Origin of the sequence: Pseudoalteromonas sp. SR43-3, from assembly GCF_014163875.1 — a bacterium.
Taxonomy (GTDB): domain Bacteria; phylum Pseudomonadota; class Gammaproteobacteria; order Enterobacterales; family Alteromonadaceae; genus Pseudoalteromonas; species Pseudoalteromonas distincta.
Genome location: NZ_JACJEC010000008.1, coordinates 29666 through 51407 on the forward strand (window position 1 = coordinate 29666; position 21742 = coordinate 51407).

At 39.8% G+C, this 21742-nt stretch carries 21 protein-coding genes; 7 read left to right on the top strand and 14 right to left on the bottom strand.

What is annotated here, in order from left to right; all coding sequences use genetic code 11:
* Positions 1 to 32: 32 nt before the first annotated feature.
* The 3 genes from acnA to H5088_RS11440 all read right to left on the bottom strand — a co-directional run bounded on the left by acnA (position 33) and on the right by H5088_RS11440 (position 3893).
* Positions 33 to 2777: an aconitate hydratase AcnA gene (acnA, locus tag H5088_RS11430; RefSeq protein ID WP_002961112.1), complete on the bottom strand. Its 2745-nt coding sequence runs from the start codon at positions 2775 to 2777 to the stop codon at positions 33 to 35.
* A gap of 205 nt (positions 2778 to 2982) precedes the next feature.
* Entirely contained in the window at positions 2983 to 3411 is a 429-nt protein-coding gene (locus H5088_RS11435) for a hypothetical protein (RefSeq protein WP_154903739.1), read from the bottom strand.
* A 98-nt stretch (positions 3412 to 3509) separates the two neighbouring features.
* Positions 3510 to 3893 (bottom strand): RNA-binding S4 domain-containing protein, encoded by a 384-nt coding sequence (locus H5088_RS11440; RefSeq protein WP_182752898.1) that lies wholly within the window; start codon positions 3891 to 3893, stop codon positions 3510 to 3512.
* Between the two features lie 245 nt (positions 3894 to 4138).
* On the opposite strand from H5088_RS11440, the gene H5088_RS11445 reads away from it, so the two are divergent.
* Positions 4139 to 4426, top strand: coding sequence for a hypothetical protein (locus H5088_RS11445; RefSeq protein ID WP_154903741.1), 288 nt, complete (start codon positions 4139 to 4141; stop codon positions 4424 to 4426).
* A 56-nt stretch (positions 4427 to 4482) separates the two neighbouring features.
* Positions 4483 to 5148, top strand: a complete 666-nt coding sequence (locus tag H5088_RS11450; protein ID WP_182752899.1) for a hypothetical protein — start codon at positions 4483 to 4485, stop codon at positions 5146 to 5148.
* 1 nt (position 5149) lies between these two features.
* On the opposite strand, the gene H5088_RS11455 is transcribed toward H5088_RS11450, so the two are convergent.
* The 5 genes from H5088_RS11455 to glnA all read right to left on the bottom strand — a co-directional run bounded on the left by H5088_RS11455 (position 5150) and on the right by glnA (position 10232).
* On the bottom strand, positions 5150 to 5608 hold the full coding sequence (locus tag H5088_RS11455; protein ID WP_002961116.1) for a cyclic nucleotide-binding domain-containing protein: 459 nt from the start codon (positions 5606 to 5608) through the stop codon (positions 5150 to 5152).
* Between the two features lie 29 nt (positions 5609 to 5637).
* Complete coding sequence (gene ntrC, locus H5088_RS11460) at positions 5638 to 7023, bottom strand: nitrogen regulation protein NR(I) (protein WP_002961117.1); 1386 nt, start codon at positions 7021 to 7023, stop codon at positions 5638 to 5640.
* A gap of 14 nt (positions 7024 to 7037) precedes the next feature.
* On the bottom strand, positions 7038 to 8108 hold the full coding sequence (gene glnL, locus H5088_RS11465) for a nitrogen regulation protein NR(II) (RefSeq protein ID WP_002961118.1): 1071 nt from the start codon (positions 8106 to 8108) through the stop codon (positions 7038 to 7040).
* Positions 8109 to 8190: 82 nt separating this feature from the next.
* A complete protein-coding gene (locus H5088_RS11470; protein ID WP_138489940.1) occupies positions 8191 to 8712 on the bottom strand; it encodes a DUF4124 domain-containing protein in 522 nt (173 codons plus the stop codon).
* 113 nt (positions 8713 to 8825) lie between these two features.
* Complete coding sequence (gene glnA / locus H5088_RS11475; RefSeq protein WP_182692919.1) at positions 8826 to 10232, bottom strand: glutamate--ammonia ligase; 1407 nt, start codon at positions 10230 to 10232, stop codon at positions 8826 to 8828.
* Positions 10233 to 10739: 507 nt separating this feature from the next.
* Here glnA and typA point away from each other — a divergent pair.
* Together typA and H5088_RS11485 are read left to right on the top strand one after the other, a co-directional pair.
* Positions 10740 to 12563: a translational GTPase TypA gene (gene typA / locus H5088_RS11480; RefSeq protein WP_002961123.1), complete on the top strand. Its 1824-nt coding sequence runs from the start codon at positions 10740 to 10742 to the stop codon at positions 12561 to 12563.
* Positions 12564 to 12777: 214 nt separating this feature from the next.
* The gene (locus tag H5088_RS11485) at positions 12778 to 13095 is read left to right on the top strand and encodes a hypothetical protein (RefSeq protein ID WP_182716056.1); all 318 of its coding nucleotides are present in this window, start codon (positions 12778 to 12780) and stop codon (positions 13093 to 13095) included.
* A gap of 156 nt (positions 13096 to 13251) precedes the next feature.
* Here the strand turns inward: H5088_RS11485 and H5088_RS11490 are convergent, their stop codons facing one another.
* The 3 genes from H5088_RS11490 to H5088_RS11500 all read right to left on the bottom strand — a co-directional run bounded on the left by H5088_RS11490 (position 13252) and on the right by H5088_RS11500 (position 15857).
* On the bottom strand, positions 13252 to 13980 hold the full coding sequence (locus H5088_RS11490) for a CBM9 family sugar-binding protein (RefSeq protein ID WP_182752901.1): 729 nt from the start codon (positions 13978 to 13980) through the stop codon (positions 13252 to 13254).
* Positions 13981 to 14046: 66 nt separating this feature from the next.
* Entirely contained in the window at positions 14047 to 15126 is a 1080-nt protein-coding gene (locus tag H5088_RS11495) for an MBL fold metallo-hydrolase (protein WP_182752903.1), read from the bottom strand.
* Between the two features lie 74 nt (positions 15127 to 15200).
* Positions 15201 to 15857 carry a DUF2959 domain-containing protein gene (locus H5088_RS11500; protein WP_002961128.1) on the bottom strand — a complete coding sequence of 219 codons (657 nt, stop codon included), beginning with the start codon at positions 15855 to 15857 and terminating at the stop codon, positions 15201 to 15203.
* A gap of 87 nt (positions 15858 to 15944) precedes the next feature.
* On the opposite strand from H5088_RS11500, the gene H5088_RS11505 reads away from it, so the two are divergent.
* Entirely contained in the window at positions 15945 to 16850 is a 906-nt protein-coding gene (locus tag H5088_RS11505) for a virulence factor BrkB family protein (RefSeq protein WP_182752904.1), read from the top strand.
* Positions 16851 to 17288, top strand: a complete 438-nt coding sequence (gene dtd, locus H5088_RS11510) for a D-aminoacyl-tRNA deacylase (protein ID WP_182752905.1) — start codon at positions 16851 to 16853, stop codon at positions 17286 to 17288.
* Here the strand turns inward: dtd and H5088_RS11515 are convergent.
* On the bottom strand, positions 17277 to 17990 hold the full coding sequence (locus H5088_RS11515; RefSeq protein ID WP_024597210.1) for a spermidine synthase: 714 nt from the start codon (positions 17988 to 17990) through the stop codon (positions 17277 to 17279). The two genes, dtd and H5088_RS11515, sit on opposite strands and share 12 nt — an antisense overlap.
* A gap of 245 nt (positions 17991 to 18235) precedes the next feature.
* Here H5088_RS11515 and H5088_RS11520 point away from each other — a divergent pair, with 245 nt between their 5' ends.
* Positions 18236 to 19129: a bifunctional GNAT family N-acetyltransferase/hotdog fold thioesterase gene (locus H5088_RS11520; protein WP_002961136.1), complete on the top strand. Its 894-nt coding sequence runs from the start codon at positions 18236 to 18238 to the stop codon at positions 19127 to 19129.
* 72 nt (positions 19130 to 19201) lie between these two features.
* On the opposite strand, the gene H5088_RS11525 is transcribed toward H5088_RS11520, so the two are convergent.
* Both H5088_RS11525 and H5088_RS11530 read right to left on the bottom strand, forming a co-directional pair.
* Positions 19202 to 20239, bottom strand: a complete 1038-nt coding sequence (locus H5088_RS11525) for a phospholipase A (RefSeq protein WP_024597211.1) — start codon at positions 20237 to 20239, stop codon at positions 19202 to 19204.
* Between the two features lie 378 nt (positions 20240 to 20617).
* Positions 20618 to 21739 carry a succinylglutamate desuccinylase/aspartoacylase family protein gene (locus H5088_RS11530; RefSeq protein WP_182737539.1) on the bottom strand — a complete coding sequence of 374 codons (1122 nt, stop codon included), beginning with the start codon at positions 21737 to 21739 and terminating at the stop codon, positions 20618 to 20620.
* Positions 21740 to 21742 lie beyond the last annotated feature (3 nt).

Genomic DNA, 21742 nt, shown 5'->3' on the forward strand with positions numbered 1-21742 from the left:
CTGGGCTTTTAAATGATTAACTACTGTCTTTGTTAGTCGAGCATATTACGCAGTACATATTGTAAAATGCCGCCGTGTTTGTAGTAATCCCACTCTTTAGGGGTATCAATACGTACGTCTGCACTCAAGGTTACTTTTTTACCTTCGGCATTTGTGGCAATAACGGTAACTTCATCGGTTTTATCGTACAGGCCATCAATATCAAATTGTTCTTGCCCTGTTAACCCATGTGTCTCGTAGCTTTCACCTTCTTTAAATTGCAGCGGTAATACACCCATACCAATTAAGTTAGAGCGATGAATACGTTCGTAGCTTTGTGCTACAACGGCTTTAACGCCTAATAAAAGTGAGCCTTTAGCAGCCCAGTCACGAGATGAACCCGTGCCATATTCTTTGCCCGCTAAAATAATGAGTGGAGTATTATTTTTTTGATACTCCATTGCTGCATCATAAATGCTCTCTAACGTATCGCCGGGTTGAGTACGTGTTACGCCGCCCTCAGTACCAGGAGCTAGTAAGTTTTTAAGACGCACATTAGCGAACGTTCCACGCATCATTACTTCGTGATTACCACGGCGTGAGCCGTACGAGTTAAATTGCGCTTTATCTACACCTTTCTCTTGCAAGTATAAACCTGCTGGCGCTTCTGCTTTAATAGCACCCGCTGGAGAAATATGGTCAGTGGTTACTGAATCTCCAAGTTTAGCTAAACAACGTGCACCTTCGATAGAAGGAATTCCCGGTGGTTCTACTTTCATACCATCAAAAAAGGGTGCTTTTTTAATGTAGGTAGATGCATCATCCCAATCGTAAAGTTTGCCATCCGGTATTTTAATTTGCTGCCAACGGCTATCGCCTTCGTAAACGTTAGCGTAGCTTTTTTCAAACATTTCCTTAGTTACGGTTTCTTTAACTAAGTCACTTACTTCTTTAACGCTTGGCCAAATGTTTTTAAGGTAAATATCGTTACCGTTAGCATCTTGAGCAAGGGGTTCGTTGTATACGTCAATATCGGTTCTACCTGCAATGGCATAAGCTACGACAAGCGGAGGAGAGGCTAAAAAGTTCATTTTAACATCTTGGTGAATACGCCCTTCAAAGTTACGGTTACCCGATAAAATAGAGCTCACTACTAATTTATGTTTTTGAATCGCGTCTGATATTTCAGTTGCAAGTGGCCCTGAATTACCAATACACGTGGTACAGCCATAGCCAACTAAGTTAAAGCCTAGGCTTTCTAGGTCGTCCATCAGGCCTGCTTTTTCTAGGTAGTCGGTAACTACTTTTGAGCCTGGAGCAAGTGATGTTTTAACCCAAGGTTTTACATTAATGCCTAACTGTTTCGCTTTTTTAGCAACCAAACCAGCAGCTAAAATAACACTTGGATTAGAGGTGTTGGTACAGCTGGTAATTGCGGCAATAACACAAGCGCCATCGTTTAGCTCAAACTCTTGGCCTTTAAATTTAACCTTAGCGGCACCCATAAACTGCGCTTCGTTAACTGGCTCATCTGGATTTGTTGTCGGCCCTTCACTCTCAATACGAGCTTGTTCTTCATCGCTTTTATCACGACGAGCCATACGTTCGTCTTGGAAGCCTTTTAAATGATCGCCAATAACTTTGCCAGCTTCGTTTAAGGCAATCCTATCTTGTGGGCGTTTAGGGCCTGCAAGGCTTGGTACAACGTCATCTAATTTAAGCTCAAGTGTATCGGTATAATTAGCTTCGTCGCCATCGTTACGCCATAAGCCTTGATGCTTAGCGTAATCTTCAATTACTTTTAAGTGTTTTTCGTCGCGGTTTGTTAAGCGAAGGTAGTTAATGGTCTCATCATCAATTGGGAAAATACCACATGTAGCGCCGTATTCTGGTGCCATATTGGCTATGGTTGCTCTATCGGCAAGTGGTAGGTCGGCAAGGCCGTCACCATAAAATTCTACAAATTTACCCACTACGCCATGATTACGCAGTATTTCGGTTACTGTTAACACTAAATCGGTTGCGGTAGTACCTTCAGGTAAACGTCCACTTAGCTTCATACCTACTACTTGTGGAATGAGTAAGCTAATTGGCTGACCAAGCATGGCTGCTTCAGCTTCAATGCCGCCTACACCCCAACCAAGCACGCCTAAGCCATTAATCATGGTGGTGTGAGAGTCAGTCCCTACAAGCGTATCTGGGTAAGCGAATTTTTTGCCGTCGCGCTCTTCATTAAAAACAACGCGCGCTAAGTATTCTAGGTTTACTTGGTGAACAATACCGGTTGCTGGTGGCACTACTTTTAAATTATCAAAAGCGGTTTGTCCCCAACGTAAAAATTCATAACGTTCTTTATTTCGGTCGTACTCAAGTTTCGCATTTAAATCAAATGCACCATCATTTCCGTAGCCATCTACTTGTACCGAATGATCAATCACAAGTTCAGCAGGCGATAACGGGTTTATTTTTGCAGGATCTCCACCTAGCTTTTCCATTGCATCACGCATCGCGGCTAAATCTACAATAGCGGGTACGCCGGTAAAATCTTGCATAACAACACGGGCGGGAGTAAAGGCAACTTCAGATGCAGGCTTTGCTTGAGGATCCCAATTAAGAAGGGCTTGAATGTCTTGTTCTTTTATATTTACGCCATCTTCGTTACGAAGAAGGTTTTCAAGTAGTACTTTTAAGGAAAAGGGCAATCGTTTCGCTTTGTCGCCAAGTCCTTTTAGAGAATGAATATGATATTGCTCACCATTTATTGTGAGCTGATGTTGGGTATCGAAACTATTATTCATTATTTGCCCCTTTATGAATTATAAAAATGTTTTGAAGAGTGACCTCTGTAGTGTTCGAGTTGCAAAGTACATACCAGTGTAAAAAATCGCGTTTAGAGAACGAATTTTATACAGTTATTATAGTAGAGATGATGCTGAAAAATTTAATTTCAAGAGATGATTTAAAAGAAGAGATAGGGTCAAAAGTTATTTCGACCCTTATTAATTACTGTAACCAACCTTGTTGCTTACCTTTAATACTCAAGCAAAGTAAAGCGATGGCAATAATGATTACAAAAATAGGCATAAATACCGCACTTGCGCCAAGTAGCTCAATACTATTTATGACCACAAAATTATAATATTGCTGAATTAAAATAGCGCCGAGCGATAGCGAAAAAGTAGGTGTTGCCAGCGCGTTTTTAGCAAGTAAAAACAGACAACCCAAAGTGCTTCCAAATACAGCTACAGCAAATGCAATGGTTGACCAAAGAGGGATGTCAGAGTAGGCAGCTTGTTGATCTAACGGAAGTTTACCTATCATTTCGGGTGTCATCATCATGTGCATAGCAAATGCAATAACGCCAAGTAAGTTCCATACGAGTGCCGCCCATACAACGGGTTTAAACCAATTTTTAGGTGTGTTTACAGACATTTTATAACCTTGTTTTTATTATTAATTAGGTTATTAAAGAGTAAAAAGGCCAACTATACAAGTTGGCCTTTTTATATAAAAAGAGTGCTTTTAAATGCTTAACCAAATGAAATAGGACGACGACCTGTTTTATCATCTACTTTTGGTTTTTTAGTTCGCTTACGCTTACTTTTAGCTGGTTGATTTGTTGGTTGTGGTGCAGCTAGCTTTGACTTTGCTTGAGTTTGTACCGCAGGTTTTTCTACAGGGATTGCATCTTCACTTAGTGAGAGTTTAAAAAACTCACCATCAAACTCTAGTACATCACCACTGTATAATTTTTTCCGTTTAATTGTACAAATTTCATGGTTAACACCCACATAGCCTTCAGTAATTAGGTTTTTAGCTTGGCCGCCACCTTCAACTAAGTTTAGTACTTTTAATAATTTACAGAGCTCAATCGGCTCTTCTTCTAATTCTATTTCTATGTATTCTTCGTTCATATTTGCTCTCGGTGGGGTAACGCACAAGCTGTAGTATAAAGGCTTGCAGCTACTTTTGCACCAAAGCAAGTAACTTTAGCTAATTGTAATAGGGAAATAACGACGAAAGTTTTTATGTATTTTATCTGTCTTTAAAAAAACTGAAGCAATTGAAGAGTAATCTTTGCAGCAGTTAATTTTACGTATGGCCTGCTAATTGCTAAAACTTTGGCGGAATAAATATTTTTCATTAAATGGAGTAGGAAATGGGCGTAAGATTAGCAATGAAAAAAGAGCTAATGGGATTAGATAATTCAGGTATGTTAACTGCTGACGATGTTAGAGAGCACCTTGCTAATTCTGTAAAAAAGCAAGCTGATCAAGGTGAGCGCGGTTTTTCTGTAATTTCAAAATTCAATGATACCCATAGCCGTTTAGTTAGTGGTGATGCCACGAGAAAAACGAAACTTGAATTTGAACGTCATCGTTTGTTTAAAGAAGTTTTATATACTCGCAAAAGTGTTGATGCTTGGTTAGATAGCCAAACAAATTAAATTGCGATAAATAGTTACCTTTAATAGACTACAATTGTAATCAAAAAGGGGTAACTATGAAAAGTGGAATTTTAATATGTGTGTTGGCATTACTATTAGCTGCGTGCCAACAACCTACCGTGTATGTATTTAGTGAAAACTTGCAAGATGAACAGCGCAACCAGCTCGATGCTGCGCTAAAAGCACAATCGCTCCCTTATGAATATGTAGAGCTGGCAATCCCACCTGATTTTGGTGAAGCCACATTACTCTTATCAAGTGATAAGATTTATCCTAAAGAAACTGAGCAACTTGCGGCTATAATGCAAGAGCTAGGTTACAAGCCACAAGTTAACTACACGACTCGTTCAAATCACTTTTATGGTGATGGCAATATAGGCTTTTATTTAAAGAATATAGTGGCGGGTACTACCTTTGTTATGCCTAAAAAGTTACGAACAACTCAATGCAGCGAAGAGAAGTACAATGATTTACTTGTCACATTTACAGATAAATATGCTGACTTTAGTTTACCCAGTGGCGCTGTTGTAAGGTTAGGTTGGGAGTTTTTATACGGTTACGTTGTTACTTATTATAAAACCTATTCGCAAACATATCGTCATTCACAGCCGTTTGTAAATACCCCCTTTGGTGCCAAGCCTTCAGATACTTACACTTTTACTGCGCACGTTAATAAGCCCAGTTGGCTTGATTGCTCATTGCAAATTGTTTATATGGATTGAACTAACCGTGAGTTTCTATATGCTCGCTTAATTTGGCAATGCGCAGGCTCATACCTTCAATAATTCGGTCTTTAATTTTTTCGCGGATAACATTAGGTAAGCGGGTGAGTGCTTCAGGGGTAATGGCAAGTACTATGGTGTCGGTTTTAGCGCGAGCACTGGTACTGCGCTCTCGGTTATTTATAAAGGCACCTTCACCTATAAATTCACCGGGCTCTATAGTGCCAAGTTCTAGTAAATGGTTATGCTTAAATACTAATAATGCGCCGCTAAGTACAATGTACAAGCGCTTGTCGTTATCGTATTGCTTAAATAAAAATTGATGCTGACTTACTAAATATAACAGGCCGAACGACTCCAATAAGACTTGGCGCTCGCTGAGCGTAAATTCTTTAAAAAAGTGCAGCCTGTTTATAATTTCCATTTGTTTGAATAATGGAATATGTTCGATTAGCTTCATCAATAACCAAATGTGTTAAAAGCGTTTAATCAGCTAATATTGCGCTCTTTTAATTTTCGGGTCAACGTGTTGCGTCCCCAACCAATTTTTATAGCAGCATCTTGCTTATGACCAGAACAATTAGCCAGGGCTGTTTTTATTAAGCGAGTTTCTAGTTGAGCTTGAATGTCAGGCCAAATATTTTCTTTGCCTTTTTTTAGCTCTTGATTAAGCCATTGTTGGAATGCATCGAGCCAATCACCTTCTTCTTGGGTTGGTGAAGCATCCAGAATCTCCGGCGGTAAATCTTGCTCGCTTACAAGCTCACCCGGTGCCATAACTGTCAGCCAGCGACAGGTGTTTTCTAACTGGCGTACATTACCTGGCCAATTAAATAAACGTAATTGCTCAGTCGCTTTAGGGCTCAGTACTTTACTTTCTACTTGTAGCTCTTTAGCGCTTTTATGTAAAAAGTGTTGCGATAAGCTTTCTATATCTTCAGTACGCTCTCGAAGAGCGGGTAAACGTAGGCGCACAACATTAAGACGATGAAATAAATCATCCCTAAACTTGCCTTGTTTAACTAAATCTTCAAGGTTTTGGTGCGTAGCTGCAATAATGCGTACGTCAACTTTTATACTTTGATGGCCACCAACGCGATAAAACTCACCATCGGCAAGAACGCGTAATAAACGTGTTTGCACATCGAGTGGCATATCACCAATTTCATCTAAAAATAGTGTACCGCCATTGGCTTGCTCAAAGCGGCCTTTACGTACGCTATCGGCGCCCGTAAACGCGCCTTTTTCGTGGCCAAATAACTCTGACTCAACAAGCTCTTTTGGAATGGCCGCCATGTTAAGTGCAATAAATTGATTTTCTTTACGTGGGCTATGGTTGTGCAGGGCGCTGGCGACAAGCTCTTTACCTGTGCCAGATTCACCATTTATTAATACGCTCATGCTAGAGGCCGATAGTTTACCTATCGCTCTAAACACTTCTTGCATAGCGGGTGCTTCACCAATAATGTGGGCACTTTTTGGTGGAGCTTGCTTTCGCTTAGTTTTTTTAGTGGAGTTTGCTCTGCATGCGCTCTCGACTAGCGCCACTGCTTCGTTTAAATCAAACGGCTTAGCTAGGTATTCAAAAGCACCTTTTTGGAATGCATTAACTGCAGAGTCCAAATCTGAGTGGGCAGTCATTATAATAACTGGCAGCCCAGGGTTTTGCTCTGCTATAAGCTCAAGCAACGCCATGCCATCCATACCAGGCATTCGTACGTCCGAAACTAAAACAGTAGGTTGACTAAACTTTAATGCGCTTAATACATCTTGCGCATTAGCAAAGCTTTCTGCGTTAAACCCTGCACGGGTTAGTGCTTTTTCAAGTACAAATCGAATAGAAGCATCATCATCTACAAGCCAAACTGTTTTCATGCAAACTCCAAACATTAATCTGCAAAGGGCAGATAGATATTAAATTCAGTATGTCCAGGCCAGCTATCACATTCTATATAGCCATCATGTTGATCTATCAGCGTTTGCGCTATTGAGAGTCCTAACCCTGAGCCATCTTCTTTATTGGTGATCATAGGGTAGAACAGTGTTTCACGTACACTGGGATCAATACCTGGTCCGTTATCAGATATTTGGATCAACAAGGCTTTTTTAGGTGCTTTACCTGGGCGACGATGCTGATGATTAATGCGGGTTTTTATTGTTATTTCACCGCCATCTACAAGCGCCTGCTGAGCATTTCGAACAATGTTTAATACTACTTGCTGAATTTTACCTTGATCAATGTATACATCAGGAATGCTTGGGTCGTAATCCTTAACCAAGCTAATGTTAGAACAATTATCTAACGTACTTAGTCGTGCAACTGATTCAAGTGATTGATGTATATTGCCATACGATTTTTGCGGAAGCTGATTTGGCCCTAAAAGCCTATCTACTAATTCGCGTAATCGGTCAGCTTGCTCAATGATAAGTTCAGCACATTGGTCTCTTTCTTGTTGATCAACCTCATACTGCAATAACTGCGCCGCTCCGCGAATTCCACCTAAAGGATTTTTAATTTCGTGAGCTAAGCCTCTAATTAGATTTCGGGCTGCTTGGTATTGATGCATTTGATTAGACGCTTGGTCGTGCTTAATTTCGTCATCAGTTTGGCGCCACTCAAATAAAATATAAAGTGAGCCATCAAACTTAATTTGTCGTGTACTTACGGCTACTTTTGCATGGCGAGAATCGCTAAAAACCACGTCAGCTCTGTGCTGCTGGCAATCTACACCTTCAACTAATGAGTATTGTTCTATACGCTGCAAATCGATTGAATGGTAATTAAAAAGACTATCGAAAGGCTGATCTAATAGGCGCTTGTTACCAAGGCCAAGCAGTTCACTAGTACTGGTATTGGCATAGACAACGGTGAAGTTTTTATCAAGCAACATGATAGCGGTTGTTTGATTTTGCCAAATAGCATCGAGTAGCTCAGGGCTAAAGTTTTTATTATTAATCATAGCTGCACCATTTTAGTGCGTGGATATTTACAAGCAAGTTATATAATAAAATACACTGCTGCACGTTTAGTAATGCCCCAATTTAGTTACTTAGGTTTAGCCCTTTTCGGTGCATAAAAAATATGCAGGGCTCACTTATAGCAATAACTTGGTTTTTACTATTAAAAAGCTTTAATTGTAGTGTGTGCTCACCACGTTCTACATCTCTTATTGCAAAGGTTGAACTGTCACTGGCTGGGCCATGTGCTTTGCCATCAATAAAAAGTTGTATAGTAAAACCAGTTTCAAAGCGCGGTTTTATTCGGCTAGTAACATAAACAGTGCCGGTATTTTCACGAATAGTCTGGTTATGATCAGGTGAGGAAATGGCAATACTAAAGCCCGCTTGTTGAGGCTGGGGTTGCTCGTCAAAAATGTCAGTATTTGTTGCAGGCATATTAAGATCTTGGCTGGTAAGCTTTACCTCTTTAGCACCTTTATGAGGGGTGTCAGAGAACACTAATACGCCATTTTTATCTTTCCAAGCGTATATCTTTGTTTCACCAGCGTAACCATAATTGCTTAATCCTAAAGCAATTAATAGTAATAAAATCTTGTTGTTCACTCTGCAGCCCTGCATTTTTGTCGGTAACTTAACTTTAGTGGAGATTGATTAATTTTACCATTAAAAAAGCCCGCAAAGCGGGCTTGAGAACACACATATTTTATACAGCTAAATTAACAGCTGTAGTACATTTCAAACTCAACTGGGTGAGTTGTCATGTTAAGCTTTTCAACTTCTTTAGATTTAAGTTCGATGTAAGCATCGATTAAGTCGTCAGTGAATACACCACCTTGAGTTAAGAATTCACGGTCTGCGCTAAGTGCAGATAGTGCTTCGTCAAGTGATGCTGCAACAGTTGGGATTTCTGCTGCTTCTTCAGCTGGTAAGTCATATAAATCTTTATCCATAGCATCGCCAGGGTGGATCTTGTTTTTGATACCATCAAGGCCAGCCATAAGCATTGCTGAGAAAGCAAGGTATGGGTTAGCTGTTGGATCTGGGAAGCGTACTTCAATACGACGACCTTTTTCAGATGGAACCACTGGGATACGGATTGATGCAGAACGGTTACGTGCAGAGTATGCAAGCATAACTGGTGCTTCAAAACCTGGTACTAAACGTTTGTACGAGTTAGTAGAGGCGTTTGCAAAAGCGTTAATTGCTTTAGCATGCTTGATGATACCGCCAATGTAGTAAAGCGCATCTTCAGAAAGGCCGCCGTACTTATCACCAGCAAAAAGGTTTACACCATCTTTAGCAAGTGACTGGTGACAATGCATACCAGAACCGTTATCACCAACAACTGGCTTAGGCATAAACGTTGCTGTTTTACCGTATAAGTGAGCCATGTTATGGATAACATATTTCATTTCTTGGATTTCATCCGCTTTTAATACCATTGTATTAAAGCGAGTAGCAATCTCGTTTTGACCTGCTGTTGCAACTTCGTGGTGATGTGCTTCTACTACTTGACCCATTTCTTCTAGAACTAGACACGTAGCTGAACGCCAATCTTGGAAGTCATCAACAGGAGCAACTGGGAAGTAACCGCCTTTAATACCTGGACGGTGACCTGTGTTGCCATCTGCATATTCTTTATCTGAGTTCCAAGCAGCTTGCTTAGAATCAATTTTGTACATAGAACCAGACATATCTGATTTGTATTTAACGTCGTCAAATACGAAAAACTCTGGCTCAGGGCCAAATAAAACTGTATCTGCAATACCTGTAGAACGCATGTAATCTTCAGCACGCTTAGCAACAGAACGCGGGTCGCGCTCATAACCTTGAAGTGTTGAAGGCTCTACTACGTCACAACGTACGATTAATGTTGATTCTTCAGTGAAAGGGTCTAGTTTGATTGAGTCAGCAACTGGCATTAATACCATGTCTGATTCGTTTATGCCTTTCCAGCCTGCAATTGAAGAACCGTCAAACATTTTACCGTCTTCAAAAAAGTCTTCATCAACTTGGTGATGAGGAATAGATACATGTTGTTCTTTACCCTTAGTGTCAGTAAAGCGTAAATCAATGAACTTAACGTCATTTTCTTTAATAAAATCTAAAACCGATTGTGACATGTGTCCTCCAACTATTGGGTTTTGTTATTGCTGCATAATTGCTTTGGGATTTACTAAGCTGATTTTGTGCCATTTTTATAACTAGCTGTTTATAAATTAAAAAAATATCGTTGCATCAAAATGGAATGTACAAATGCACTATGTTGGTGCGTAAATTTTCCTTTTTGGTGCAAAATTTACAGGGCACAATTTGCTGCTAATTTAATCGCTCGGAAATAGCATAACCTAAATGCAAAAGAGTACCAAAAAGATCAGCAAAATAGCCAAAAAGGCTGTTTTTCAAAAAAAATTTGAAATTTAATTCATATAATTGTCATATATAAAACAGATACTTAGTAAAAGTATTGAGAAAGTTTTGAAATTTATATTGGATAAACTTTCATCCATGTCATTAATGAGGGATAATATGCGCCCTTTTAAATCCTATGCTGGGACATCTCGCGAAAGCGTGGATGAGTGCGTAGATCTTGCAGGATCAATGAGAATTTAATTTCTCTGAGTAAATATATGAGCATCGAACAGTTAAGAAATATAGCGATTATCGCGCACGTTGACCATGGTAAAACAACACTGGTTGACAAACTACTTGAGCAATCAGGTACATTAGAAACACGCGGCGGTAACGAAGAGCGCGTGATGGACTCAAACGACATTGAGAAAGAACGTGGTATTACCATTTTGGCTAAAAACACAGCCATTTCTTGGAATGACTACCATATCAATATCGTAGATACCCCGGGACACGCCGATTTCGGTGGTGAAGTTGAACGCGTACTTTCGATGGCTGACTCAGTATTATTACTTGTTGATGCTCAAGAAGGTCCAATGCCGCAAACGCGTTTCGTTACGCAAAAAGCATTCGCGCAAGGCTTAAAGCCAATCGTCGTTATCAATAAAATTGATAAGCCAGGCGCTCGTCCAGATTGGGTTATGGATCAAATCTTTGATTTATTCGACAATCTTGGCGCGACTGACGAACAGTTAGACTTTAAAGTAATCTACGCTTCAGCAATCAACGGTTGGGCAACACTAGATTTAGACGAACCATCAGACAACATGGAACCTATGTTCAAGATGATCGTTGAAGAAGTATCACCACCGGATGCAGATCCTGAAGGTGACTTCCAAATGCAAATTTCTCAACTAGATTACAACTCTTATGTTGGTGTAGTTGGTATTGGTCGTATTAAACGTGGTTCTGTTGCTCCTAACCAACAAGTTACTATTATCAGTGCTGATGGCACTACACGTAATGGTAAAATTGGTGCAGTACAAAGCTACCTAGGTCTTGAGCGTATCGAAACTGATAGAGCTTACGCTGGTAACATCGTAACTGTAACAGGTATTGGTGAGCTTAAGATTTCTGATACAGTTTGTTTCCCAGGAAACGTTGAAGCATTACCACCACTAAGTGTTGATGAGCCAACTGTAACAATGACATTCTCTGTAAATAACTCACCTTTCTGTGGTAAAGAAGGTAAGTTTGTAACGTCACGTAATATCCGTGAGCGTTTAGACAAAGAATTAGTACACAACGTAGCACTTCGCGTTGAAGATACTGCAAGCCCAGATAGCTTCCGTGTTTCTGGTCGTGGTGAATTACACCTAGGTATCTTAATCGAAAACATGCGTCGTGAAGGTTACGAGCTTTCAGTTTCTCGTCCAGAAGTTATCTTACGTACTGTAGATGGCGTTCTAGAAGAACCGTTTGAAACAGTGACTATTGACTGTCAAGAAGAGCATCAAGGTTCTGTTATGGAACAAGTTGGCCTACGTAAAGGTGAACTTACTAACATGACTCCAGATGGCAAAGGCCGTATGCGTTTAGACTTCATGATCCCTAGCCGTGGTTTAATTGGTTTCCAAACTGATTTCATGACACTTACTTCGGGTTCTGGTCTTATGTACCATACGTTCGATCATTATGGTCCTCACAAAGGTGGCGCTATCGGCGTTCGTAAGAACGGCGTAATGATTGCAAACGCAACTGGTAAAGCACTTACAAACGCATTATTTAACTTACAAGAACGCGGCCGTTTATTCATCGGTCACGGTGTTGAAGTATACGAAGGTATGGTTATCGGTATTCATAACCGTGATAACGACCTTACAGTTAACGCTCTTAAAGGCAAGCAGTTAACTAACGTACGTGCATCTGGTACTGATGAAGCGCAAACGCTTTCTCCGCACCTTAACTACTCACTTGAGCAAGCGCTTGAGTTCATCGATGATGACGAGCTAGTTGAAGTTACTCCACTAAACATTCGTATCCGTAAGAAACACCTTACAGAAAACGAACGTAAACGTGCGGGTCGTGCACCTAAGTCATAATCTATTAATTTAGAATAATGATTTTAAAAGCCGCTGTATTGAAAAACACAGCGGCTTTTTTGTGAATAATAGTTAGCGAGAAAAGAGCTGTAAGCTCTCAGGTTAGAAGAACATCGCGGTTGGTTCGATACCGTTAAACAGTTTTTAATATTGAACCTAAAAAAGGTATTAAGTTATTATCAAAGCTATATTTAATATGTGCGAGTAAGCTAGTGTGAATACCGAAAATGAAATGAAGGCAAAACTAGAGATAGAACATATTGCTGAACTGCAAAAATATAAAGATGAATTTGAAACGTTAGGAAAAAATGATTGGGGCTTGAAAGATCTCATATCAATTTTTTTACCGTTTGTTTTGTTATCAATTGCTAATAGCTTCTATGATATTGAAACTGAATTATTTCAAATAATATGTTTTATTTTTCTTGCTTCAGCTATGGTGCAGGGAATGATTAGGGAGCAAACCAAAAAAACAAATCGCAGAATTGATTTGCTTCTTAAAATTATTAAACATGAGCAAAAGGGTGGCTGAAATTAGCTTTATATTAGGGCGCAGCGCTCTTTGTCTAAGCAAAAACGTGCTTGAGAATTAAATAATCGATATTGCAAAGTCTATGTTTTTGTTGGTAGGATATTTTTCGTTGGGTTTCGCTTCGCTCAACCCAACCTACTTATTGGTGTTGGGGGCTTACTTTTTAGGGAGTAGGGTTATTTTGCCAAATACGTCGGCATCTATAAAACCACGATTTCTGTCGCCATTTACCGGCTGTACTTCGTGTGAGCCCATAAAATGCTCGCGCACCTCACTGCCATCGTTATCGCAATACGCTAACATAAAGCCGATTACTTGCTTTTCGCTAAGTGTAAGTGGGGTGTTTTTAGCACCTTCTTTATAATCATTAGGGTAGATCTTTATCGCTACTTCCCAGGTGATGTTAAAAGGCGCGGTGGTATTGCGCTTCCAGTTACTAACTAGGTGGTCGGTATACAAATGGGCTTTTTTATCAGGTCCGTAATCGGCAGCTTGGTTATCAAGGCCAATGTGGTACGCCAATGCGGTGTGATTAAATTGATGATTACCACCCGATGCATCGCTATCAATAAATACTTCAAGCGCATCGTCATCCCAATATTTATACGTTGGATCGGCGTGTGTATCTATTAAAACATCATCCACAATATCGGCTTGTAGGTATAAATAGTTTTGATCCCACAGTAAGCGATAACGCCCTTTAAAGTCGGCATCGTTTGATGGCAGTGTGCCATCCATTAAATAAGGCATATCGTGCCAAGCGACTTTATCCCACGCACTTTCTGATAGGCCATCAATAGTAATTGGGGTTGATGTATGTTCAACATCAATGGCCATTGCAGGCGTGCTTAATAAAAAGCTTAAGGCGAGTGCTAATTTTTTCATTAATTTCTCAATTTTATTGTGGATTTGTCTAATGTAATAACAATCTTAAAACAGCTAAGTAAATAGTTACAGTGAAATACTTTCGCCTTCGTTTAAAATATACAGCGGCACTTTTGAATCCATTTTATTGTACATATGCAATAAGCGAAGTAAGGCTGAATGACTGCTGTGGTCGCCCATTTTCCAACTTGAGTTACCGTATCCCCACGGTATCATTACTTTGCAGTTAAGCTCTTGTGCTGCGTTGAGCGCGTCTTCTGGTGTGGTGTGAACGTAACGATAAAATTTACCACTTTCTTTACTGTAGTAAGAAGCGATTGGCATTAAGCAAATATCGATATCGCCGTATTTTTGCTGTATGTCTTTAAAATGTTTTGAGTAGCCTGTATCGCCTGCAAAAAATAAGGTGCTACCGTTTTGTTCGAGCAGCCAGCCATTCCATAAGTCTTTATTGTTATCTTCGTAAATAAAGGGCACTAATACGCGAGCGCTAAAATGATGAGCTGGCACGGCGTTAATAACTAAGTCGTCAATGTTGGTTGTTGAGTACCACGGCATTTCGCTAATATTAAAACCGCCGGTAGGGAAGTTGTCGGCCATACCGAGTGGTGTTAAATAGCGAGGTTTATTGCCAATGCTTTGTATGTCGGCTTTATTAAAATGATCGTAATGAATATGCGAATACATTACCGCATCAATATTTTCCAGTTCTTGCTCACTAGGCCAAGCGCCTGCTTTACGATAAGTGCCACCGCTGAGTTTAAAGCCAAGTGCGACTGGAGAATCAAACTGATTTTTTACCGGATCAAACAGCACACTTTGACCATTTGGTGTGTTAATTACAAAATTAGCGTGGCCAAGCCAGCGCACAGTATAGCCAGTGCTAAGTTGTGGTTTAGTTTGCTGGCCTTGGTACTGGCAGTTTTCGCTGCCGGTTTTGCATAGTAAGTCTGGGTGAGCTGGGTAGCAGTTTTCAGTACAGGTAGTGGGATATGTTTTTTCACCTGTGTATAAATTTTTATAACGGCCGTTCTTATCATTAATAACAACAACTGAGTCAGAGCTGGTAATACGATTAATATTATTAGGTGCACCGCAGGCCGTTAATATACATAAGAGAATTGTTGCGATTAAAAAGCGTTTCATTGTAAATCCCTTTTAGTATTCCCTTTAACATAAAAAAGCCTGCAGCTAAGCAGGCTTTTTAAAGTAACAAATGATTAGCCAGCGCTGTTCATTTGTTCAATAAATTTATTTGAATCGGCAATCGATTTGTTCATGTCGTTCATCAACAATTGAATATCGCGCTTAAGGTTAGTGAATTCACCTTTAATAGCCGATACCGCTTGTGCATTTAAGTTATGCTTTAAGTATAAAACGTTATCATGAAGCGAGGTTAATACTGGCTCCATTTTACTCTCTGCGCTGCGCATTGAGCGTAATAGCTGATCAAATTGACGCTTAGTCGCGGTTAGCTTTTTGCTGCTTTCACGCTTAAGTGACGCGCTTTTGTATTGCTCTAACTCATCGCTCCACTCATCAAATAGCGCTTCTGCCACGTCTTCTACTTTATTGATGTTAGTTGACACTTCGTTAGCGGCATTTAAGCTCGACTCGTAATCGTCATTTAACTGATTATAAGTGTCTTGTAGTTCGCCACCATTAAAATCGATTAGAGTCGTTAAGCGCTCTAGTGCCGATTTAAATTCTTCTTGTGACTCTTGTTGCGAGTCTTTGGTTTCTTCTACGCGGTCAATAAGAATATCGCGTTTGTGAACACCCACTTTTTCCATCGCAGAATAATAAGCTGATTGGCAGCCAGTTAAAGTAAGTGTTACTACAAGCATTGAAACACTGAGTAATGTTTGTTTTTTCATTTGAATTCCTGTTTACGAGCGTTAGTGCTGTAAATTATGGCGCTGATTGTTATTATAATCAAAACTATATAAGCACAAGTCAATTGTATGAATGATAAGCTCTCACATTACAAACAGCAAGTTAAGTCCTTTATACGCCAGCAGCCTGGTTGGTGGATACAATATTTTAATCGTTGTATAGACGATCAGATAACGGTTAATGCAGGTTACCTTGCTTACGTAACCCTTCTTTCTTTAGTGCCATTAATTGCGGTGGGTGTTGCTATATTTTCAGCTTTTCCGGGCTTTGAATCTACTCGCATGGAAATTGAGAGCTTTTTGTTTACCAACTTTGTCCCTACCTCTACCGATGTTATTAGAGAGCATATTAGCTCCTTTGCCGGTAACGCTAATCAAATGACGGCGGTAGGTATTGGCTTTTTAGCTGCAATAGCCTTGCTGTTAATACGTAATGTAGATGCCACACTAAATCGAATTTGGCGAATTAAGAAAAAACGCCCAATGATGATCTCATTTGCTGTGTACTGGATGGTTTTGAGCTTAGGGCCTGTATTACTCGGAGCGAGTATTGGTGTTACCTCTTATATTGTATCTTTGGTATCGTTTGCTGATCAGGGTATTCCTGGGTTTAGCGGGTTTTTGTTAAAGTTATTGCCGTATGGGATTTCGATGGTGGGCTTTATTATGCTCTACACCTTAGTGCCTAATACGCGTGTATCGTTCAGAGCGGCAATACCTGGCGCTTTTTTTGCGGCACTTTTATTTGAGCTGACTAAAAAAGGGTTTGCACTTTATATTAGCCATTTTCCTTCGTACGAAGTTATTTACGGCGCAGTAGCAACCATTCCTATTTTGTTTGTATGGGTGTATTTATCGTGGGTCGTTGTTTTGCTTGGCGCTGAATTTACTGCGTGTATTAGCCCAAATGATATTCCAGAAACACCAGAACTTGAACTAGAAGATGATGAACCAGCAGTAAAGGACACAGTTTAAATGCAAGGTTTAATACAACGCGTAAAGCATGCCAAAGTAGAAATTAACAACCAAGTAGTAGGTGAAATTAGCCAAGGTATATTGTTGTTGCTGGGCGTTGAAAAACACGACGATACGCAAACGGCCGATAAGCTTTTACACAAGGTAAGTAATTATCGTATTTTTACTGACGAAAACGACAAAATGAACTTAAGCCTTAAAGATATTAAAGGTGAGTTACTGGTGGTTTCGCAATTTACGCTAGCGGCTGATACTAAAAAGGGTATGCGCCCTAGCTTTTCATCTGCGGCATCGCCAAGCCAAGCTAATGAGCTTTACGAGTACTTTGTTGCTCAAGCTAAAGAGTTGGGGCTTACAATAGCCACCGGTGAGTTTGGTGCCGATATGCAAGTAAGCTTGTGTAACGATGGGCCCGTTACGTTTAACTTATCTGTTTAAGTTTTTGGTTACCACGACAATATGATTTACATAGCCCGTAATTTTTTGCGGGCTAACATTACAACCAAATACATCGAGTAATAGCTGCTGAAGTTGCTTTAATTGCGACTCATGCTGCGATAAAAAGTTAATAAATAGCACACCGTTGTTATTTAAAGCCGAGTAAATTTTTTTATAAAATGCCTCTTCAAATAAAAATCGAGGTGCATCTATCTGGCTAAACAAATCTAAAATAATCCAATCAATATTTTGCGCACTTTTTAAAATCTGTTGCGCATCGGCGCAAAGCAGTTGCTCATTTTTATTTGACGAAAAAAATTGGGTATAGCAATCAATAATATCGGCGTTTTTTTCAACCGATGTTATTTGTGCTTTAGGGTATTTGTATTGTAAATAATTACGAATTGCTCCGCCGCCGAGGCCTAGTTCTAACACTTTTTGTGGCGGCTTAAGAGCCTGCCAATGCTTACCTAGGCATAATAAATGTGGAAAAAGTAATAAATCCGGGTTATTTAAATCAATAACAGATTGAAGAGTGTCGTTAATCAGTAACCAGCGTAACGGCTCGTGCTCACGTACTTGAATGTGATCGCCACTGCATTTATGCCAATAGATTAACTGACCAATGCTGTGGCTATTTTCAATAAATTGATCGCCCAGCAAACCCGTCAGTGAATTTATATAATTGATTTTTTCCATCATATTCTCAGCATAAACTAGCAACGTTAAAGCGCAATGGCCTTTGCCATTATTTTTTACGTTATTTTACAGCCATCACCAAAGTCGTATTTGCAGTTTTTTTAAGATGGAGTATGGTATTTGCCATAAATAATACCAACGGACTTAATTATTTAAGCTTTTTAGTTTGGTAGATAATCAATACTATTAGTATAGCGCCGTAGCCTTTTTGACTTTTATTTACGGCTTATATAACAACAGGAGTATGTATGTTTCAGGTAAGCACCCCACAAAGTAGCGAAGATTGGCAAGCGTATTACCAATTGCGTTGGCAAGTATTACGCGCGCCTTGGGGCGAGCCTCGTGGCTCTGAACAAGACGATATGGAACAAGACTCTGAGCACCGCTTTATAAAAAATAAAGAAGGCGAAGTGCTAGGTGTAGCACGTTTGCACTTTAACAATCATGAGCAAGCACAAGTGCGCTATATGGCGGTTGCAGAGGGTAATCGTAACCAGCATATTGGTAGTCGCTTACTGCACGAGCTTGAAAAAATTGCATGGGTTCAAAACGCAGGCGAGCTTGTATTGTTTGCACGCGAACGAGCGCTTGAGTTTTATAAACGCCACGGTTACGAATTAAAAGAAAAAGCGCACTTAGCGTATGGCGATGTTCAACACTTTAAAATGGTAAAGCAAAAACCGTCTGAGCCAGGTTGGTTTCGTCACCCTAATTGGACGCAAGTACTACAAAATACGTGGCGTGAGTCTATTCCAATTAGTGACGCGATGGGTATTAAGGTAGAAAGCTATACCGATTGGCAATTTACAACCAGCGCCGACCTAGACGCTAACTTAAACCTACATAACACAATGTTTGCAGGTTCTATTTATAGCTTGGCCACGCTAACAGGTTGGGGCGCTACGTACTTAGCACTTAAAGAAGCTGGGCTTGAAGGTAATATTGTATTAGCCGATGCTAACATTAAGTACTTAAAACCGCTTACTACCGACCCACGTGGTTGTGTTGATATACAAACCTGTAAGGGCAAGTTAAGCGATTTAGAAACCGACGGTAAAGCAAGTTACGTAGTGCCAGTAACTATTTACGATGGTGATAACGTGGTTGCAGAATTTGAAGGGCAGTTTGTAGTAAAAAAATAACTGTTTAGCTGTTCAAAACACAAAAAAGCCAAGCAATGCTTGGCTTTTTTGTGCGTAAAACTTAGGGAAGTATTACAGCAAATCGGTTAATAATATACCGACACCAATACGTTCTACATCCGCATTGTAATCAATTAAGCTTTCGCCATAACCGTTAAAGTATTGTGCATAACCACGAACGCGACCCCATAAAGGAAACGACCAGTCGAGTTGAATTGCACCGCGATTATCTGAATTTAAATTGTTACGCGTCATAAAGCTAAATTCATGGTCATGAAAACGATACGCGCCGCTAAATTCAAAGTAACCCATGTATTTGTATATGTCTGGGTTGTCGTCGCCATTGGCTTCTAAAATATCTTCTTTTTCGTCCTCAGCTATGCGATACCAAGGTTTAAAGCTAAAAACAAAGCCCCTATTTTCCCAAATAAAGTCTGCGTAAATACGGTTCCACGAACGCGAGTTTGGTTGGCTTCGACCGTTTGATTGGTGCGAAATACCTAATGCGATTGCCATTTCGTCGCCCCATAATACGTTTTCTGGGTCGAGGTAATTTATCCAAAATATCTCTGGTTCGTAGTTTGTTTCACGAAATGGAGACGAAATTTCTGAGTTATAAATCTGCCAATATGATTGCAGTGTAAAGCCAAAAAATATGGCTTGGTCTTTATCCGAAAAATCATCGTAAAGAGGCACTTTTATCGATAGCTGATATTTGGCTTCTAGATTGTCGAGCGGTTCGCCGTCGCTATCGTCTGTTAGTGCATCAAAACCATCAAAAGGGCGATCGTTTGGGTGTGATACGTACGAAAGCGGTAAAATATAGTTACGCTTATGTGGCGTAATTACATTTCTATTTTTTTTACCTACTTCTTCACGGGCTTGGCGTTTATCAAGCGCGGTAAGTTGTTTATTTTCTTCAAGAGCTGAACACTTTTTACGAAGGTCGTCTAATGTCTGTTTACCATCTCCGCCAATTACCTCATTTAAAATACACTGTTTTACAAGCTCGATGTCGTTGTCTTGCTCGTTTGTAGCAACTTCTTCTTCTTGTGCGAAGGTAGCGGTACTAATTAAAGCAGAAAGAGTTATCCAGTGGCGCCAGCTCATTGTAATTCCTTGTGAGTTTGGGTTGTTGTATGCGTTAATTTAATTATAACGTCTTTTTACATATGTAACGGTGAACTTTTACTGAATTTGTATTCATAACAAGGTCCATACGTATACAAAGTAAATATAGATCAAAAGAAAAGCGGCCTAAGCCGCTTTTCTAATGCAAATTAACTACTTTAGTTAATTTATACCAATTTTGTTAAAAACATGATCATTCTAGCGTATTAAATAACTCACTAACTACGTTAAAAATTATTTATATAGAACAACTATGTACCATAATTTTAGCCTTGTTATTAAGCTATTTCCTTATCGCTATAATAGATCACTAATTTAATGCAATTGGTATTACTCTCACGCAATGAGAAGGGTGAGCTAAAGCTCAAATATGTTAGTAAAAAACTTATAAAGCTCGGTACCTTGATTAACACTCGCTGAGGCAAAGTGCAAAATAGCAATTGCATCGCAATCAAGAGTAAGTGTTTGCAATGGTTGCTCACTTAAGTAGCGCTCCATGCGTAAAATATTGGCAATAGGCTCACCAGCTTTAATGTGCCCGCCAAGTGGGGCTAAGTATTCAACCATGCCGCCAATAGGGGCGTAATAAGCAAAGTAGTCATCTAAATTACATGCATAACGAGTCATATTGGCTGGCGTATGCGGTGCGTTTTGTAATACGCCTTTGTGATTTAAGTAACTTAAAATGCTGTTTGCATCGTTTAATGCTTCTTTTAAGTCTATTTTTTCTTGGCTGCCTAGCTCTACAGTAAATGCTTCTACAGCTATTGATAATTCGCGACCTTGTCCGCTAAGCGCATCACTTAAATGCCACCATGGGCAAAAGTTAGCTTCATCCATAGCGCCGTCAAAATCACTAGGAATAAGCAATACATGTTCAATATTAAAGTAACGTGCGCTGTCGGTTGCATAGGTTGGGCAGTACAGATGCTTGCTTGAAATAGGGCCTGTGTGTAAATCGAGTACTATATCAGCCTGATGAGCGAGCTTTTGTAAGTTAAGCGCAATGCGTTTACCCGTATTGAGTAAATAAGCAGGGCCGTTAAGTTTGCTGTCTACTTCGTCAATAAGTGCCTGTTTGAAGTTACTTTTTAATGTAGCGTCGTCATACTGAGTATGATTTTGTGCAAACTGTGCCACTAAATTTTTATTGTAGTGATACATGCGATTCCAATTAGTGCCCGTAATCGGATCGAACCTGCCAAGGGTAAACTCGCCAGATTTTTGATTACAGCCAATCGGATTTGCATAAGGTACAAGGGTAATATCGCCATTAAGGTTAAGGTGTTTTAATTGCTCAAGCAGCTGAAAAATAACTGCGTTACCTTGCACTTCAGCGCCATGCATATTGGCCTGAATGTAAACACTTGGCCCTGTGCCATCACCTTTTAAACGATACACAGGAATTGTAAGTGGTAAGCCGTTTGCAACTTCCCCTACTACAATGTTCTCTTGGCTAATGTGTGTTGTATTACTCATACT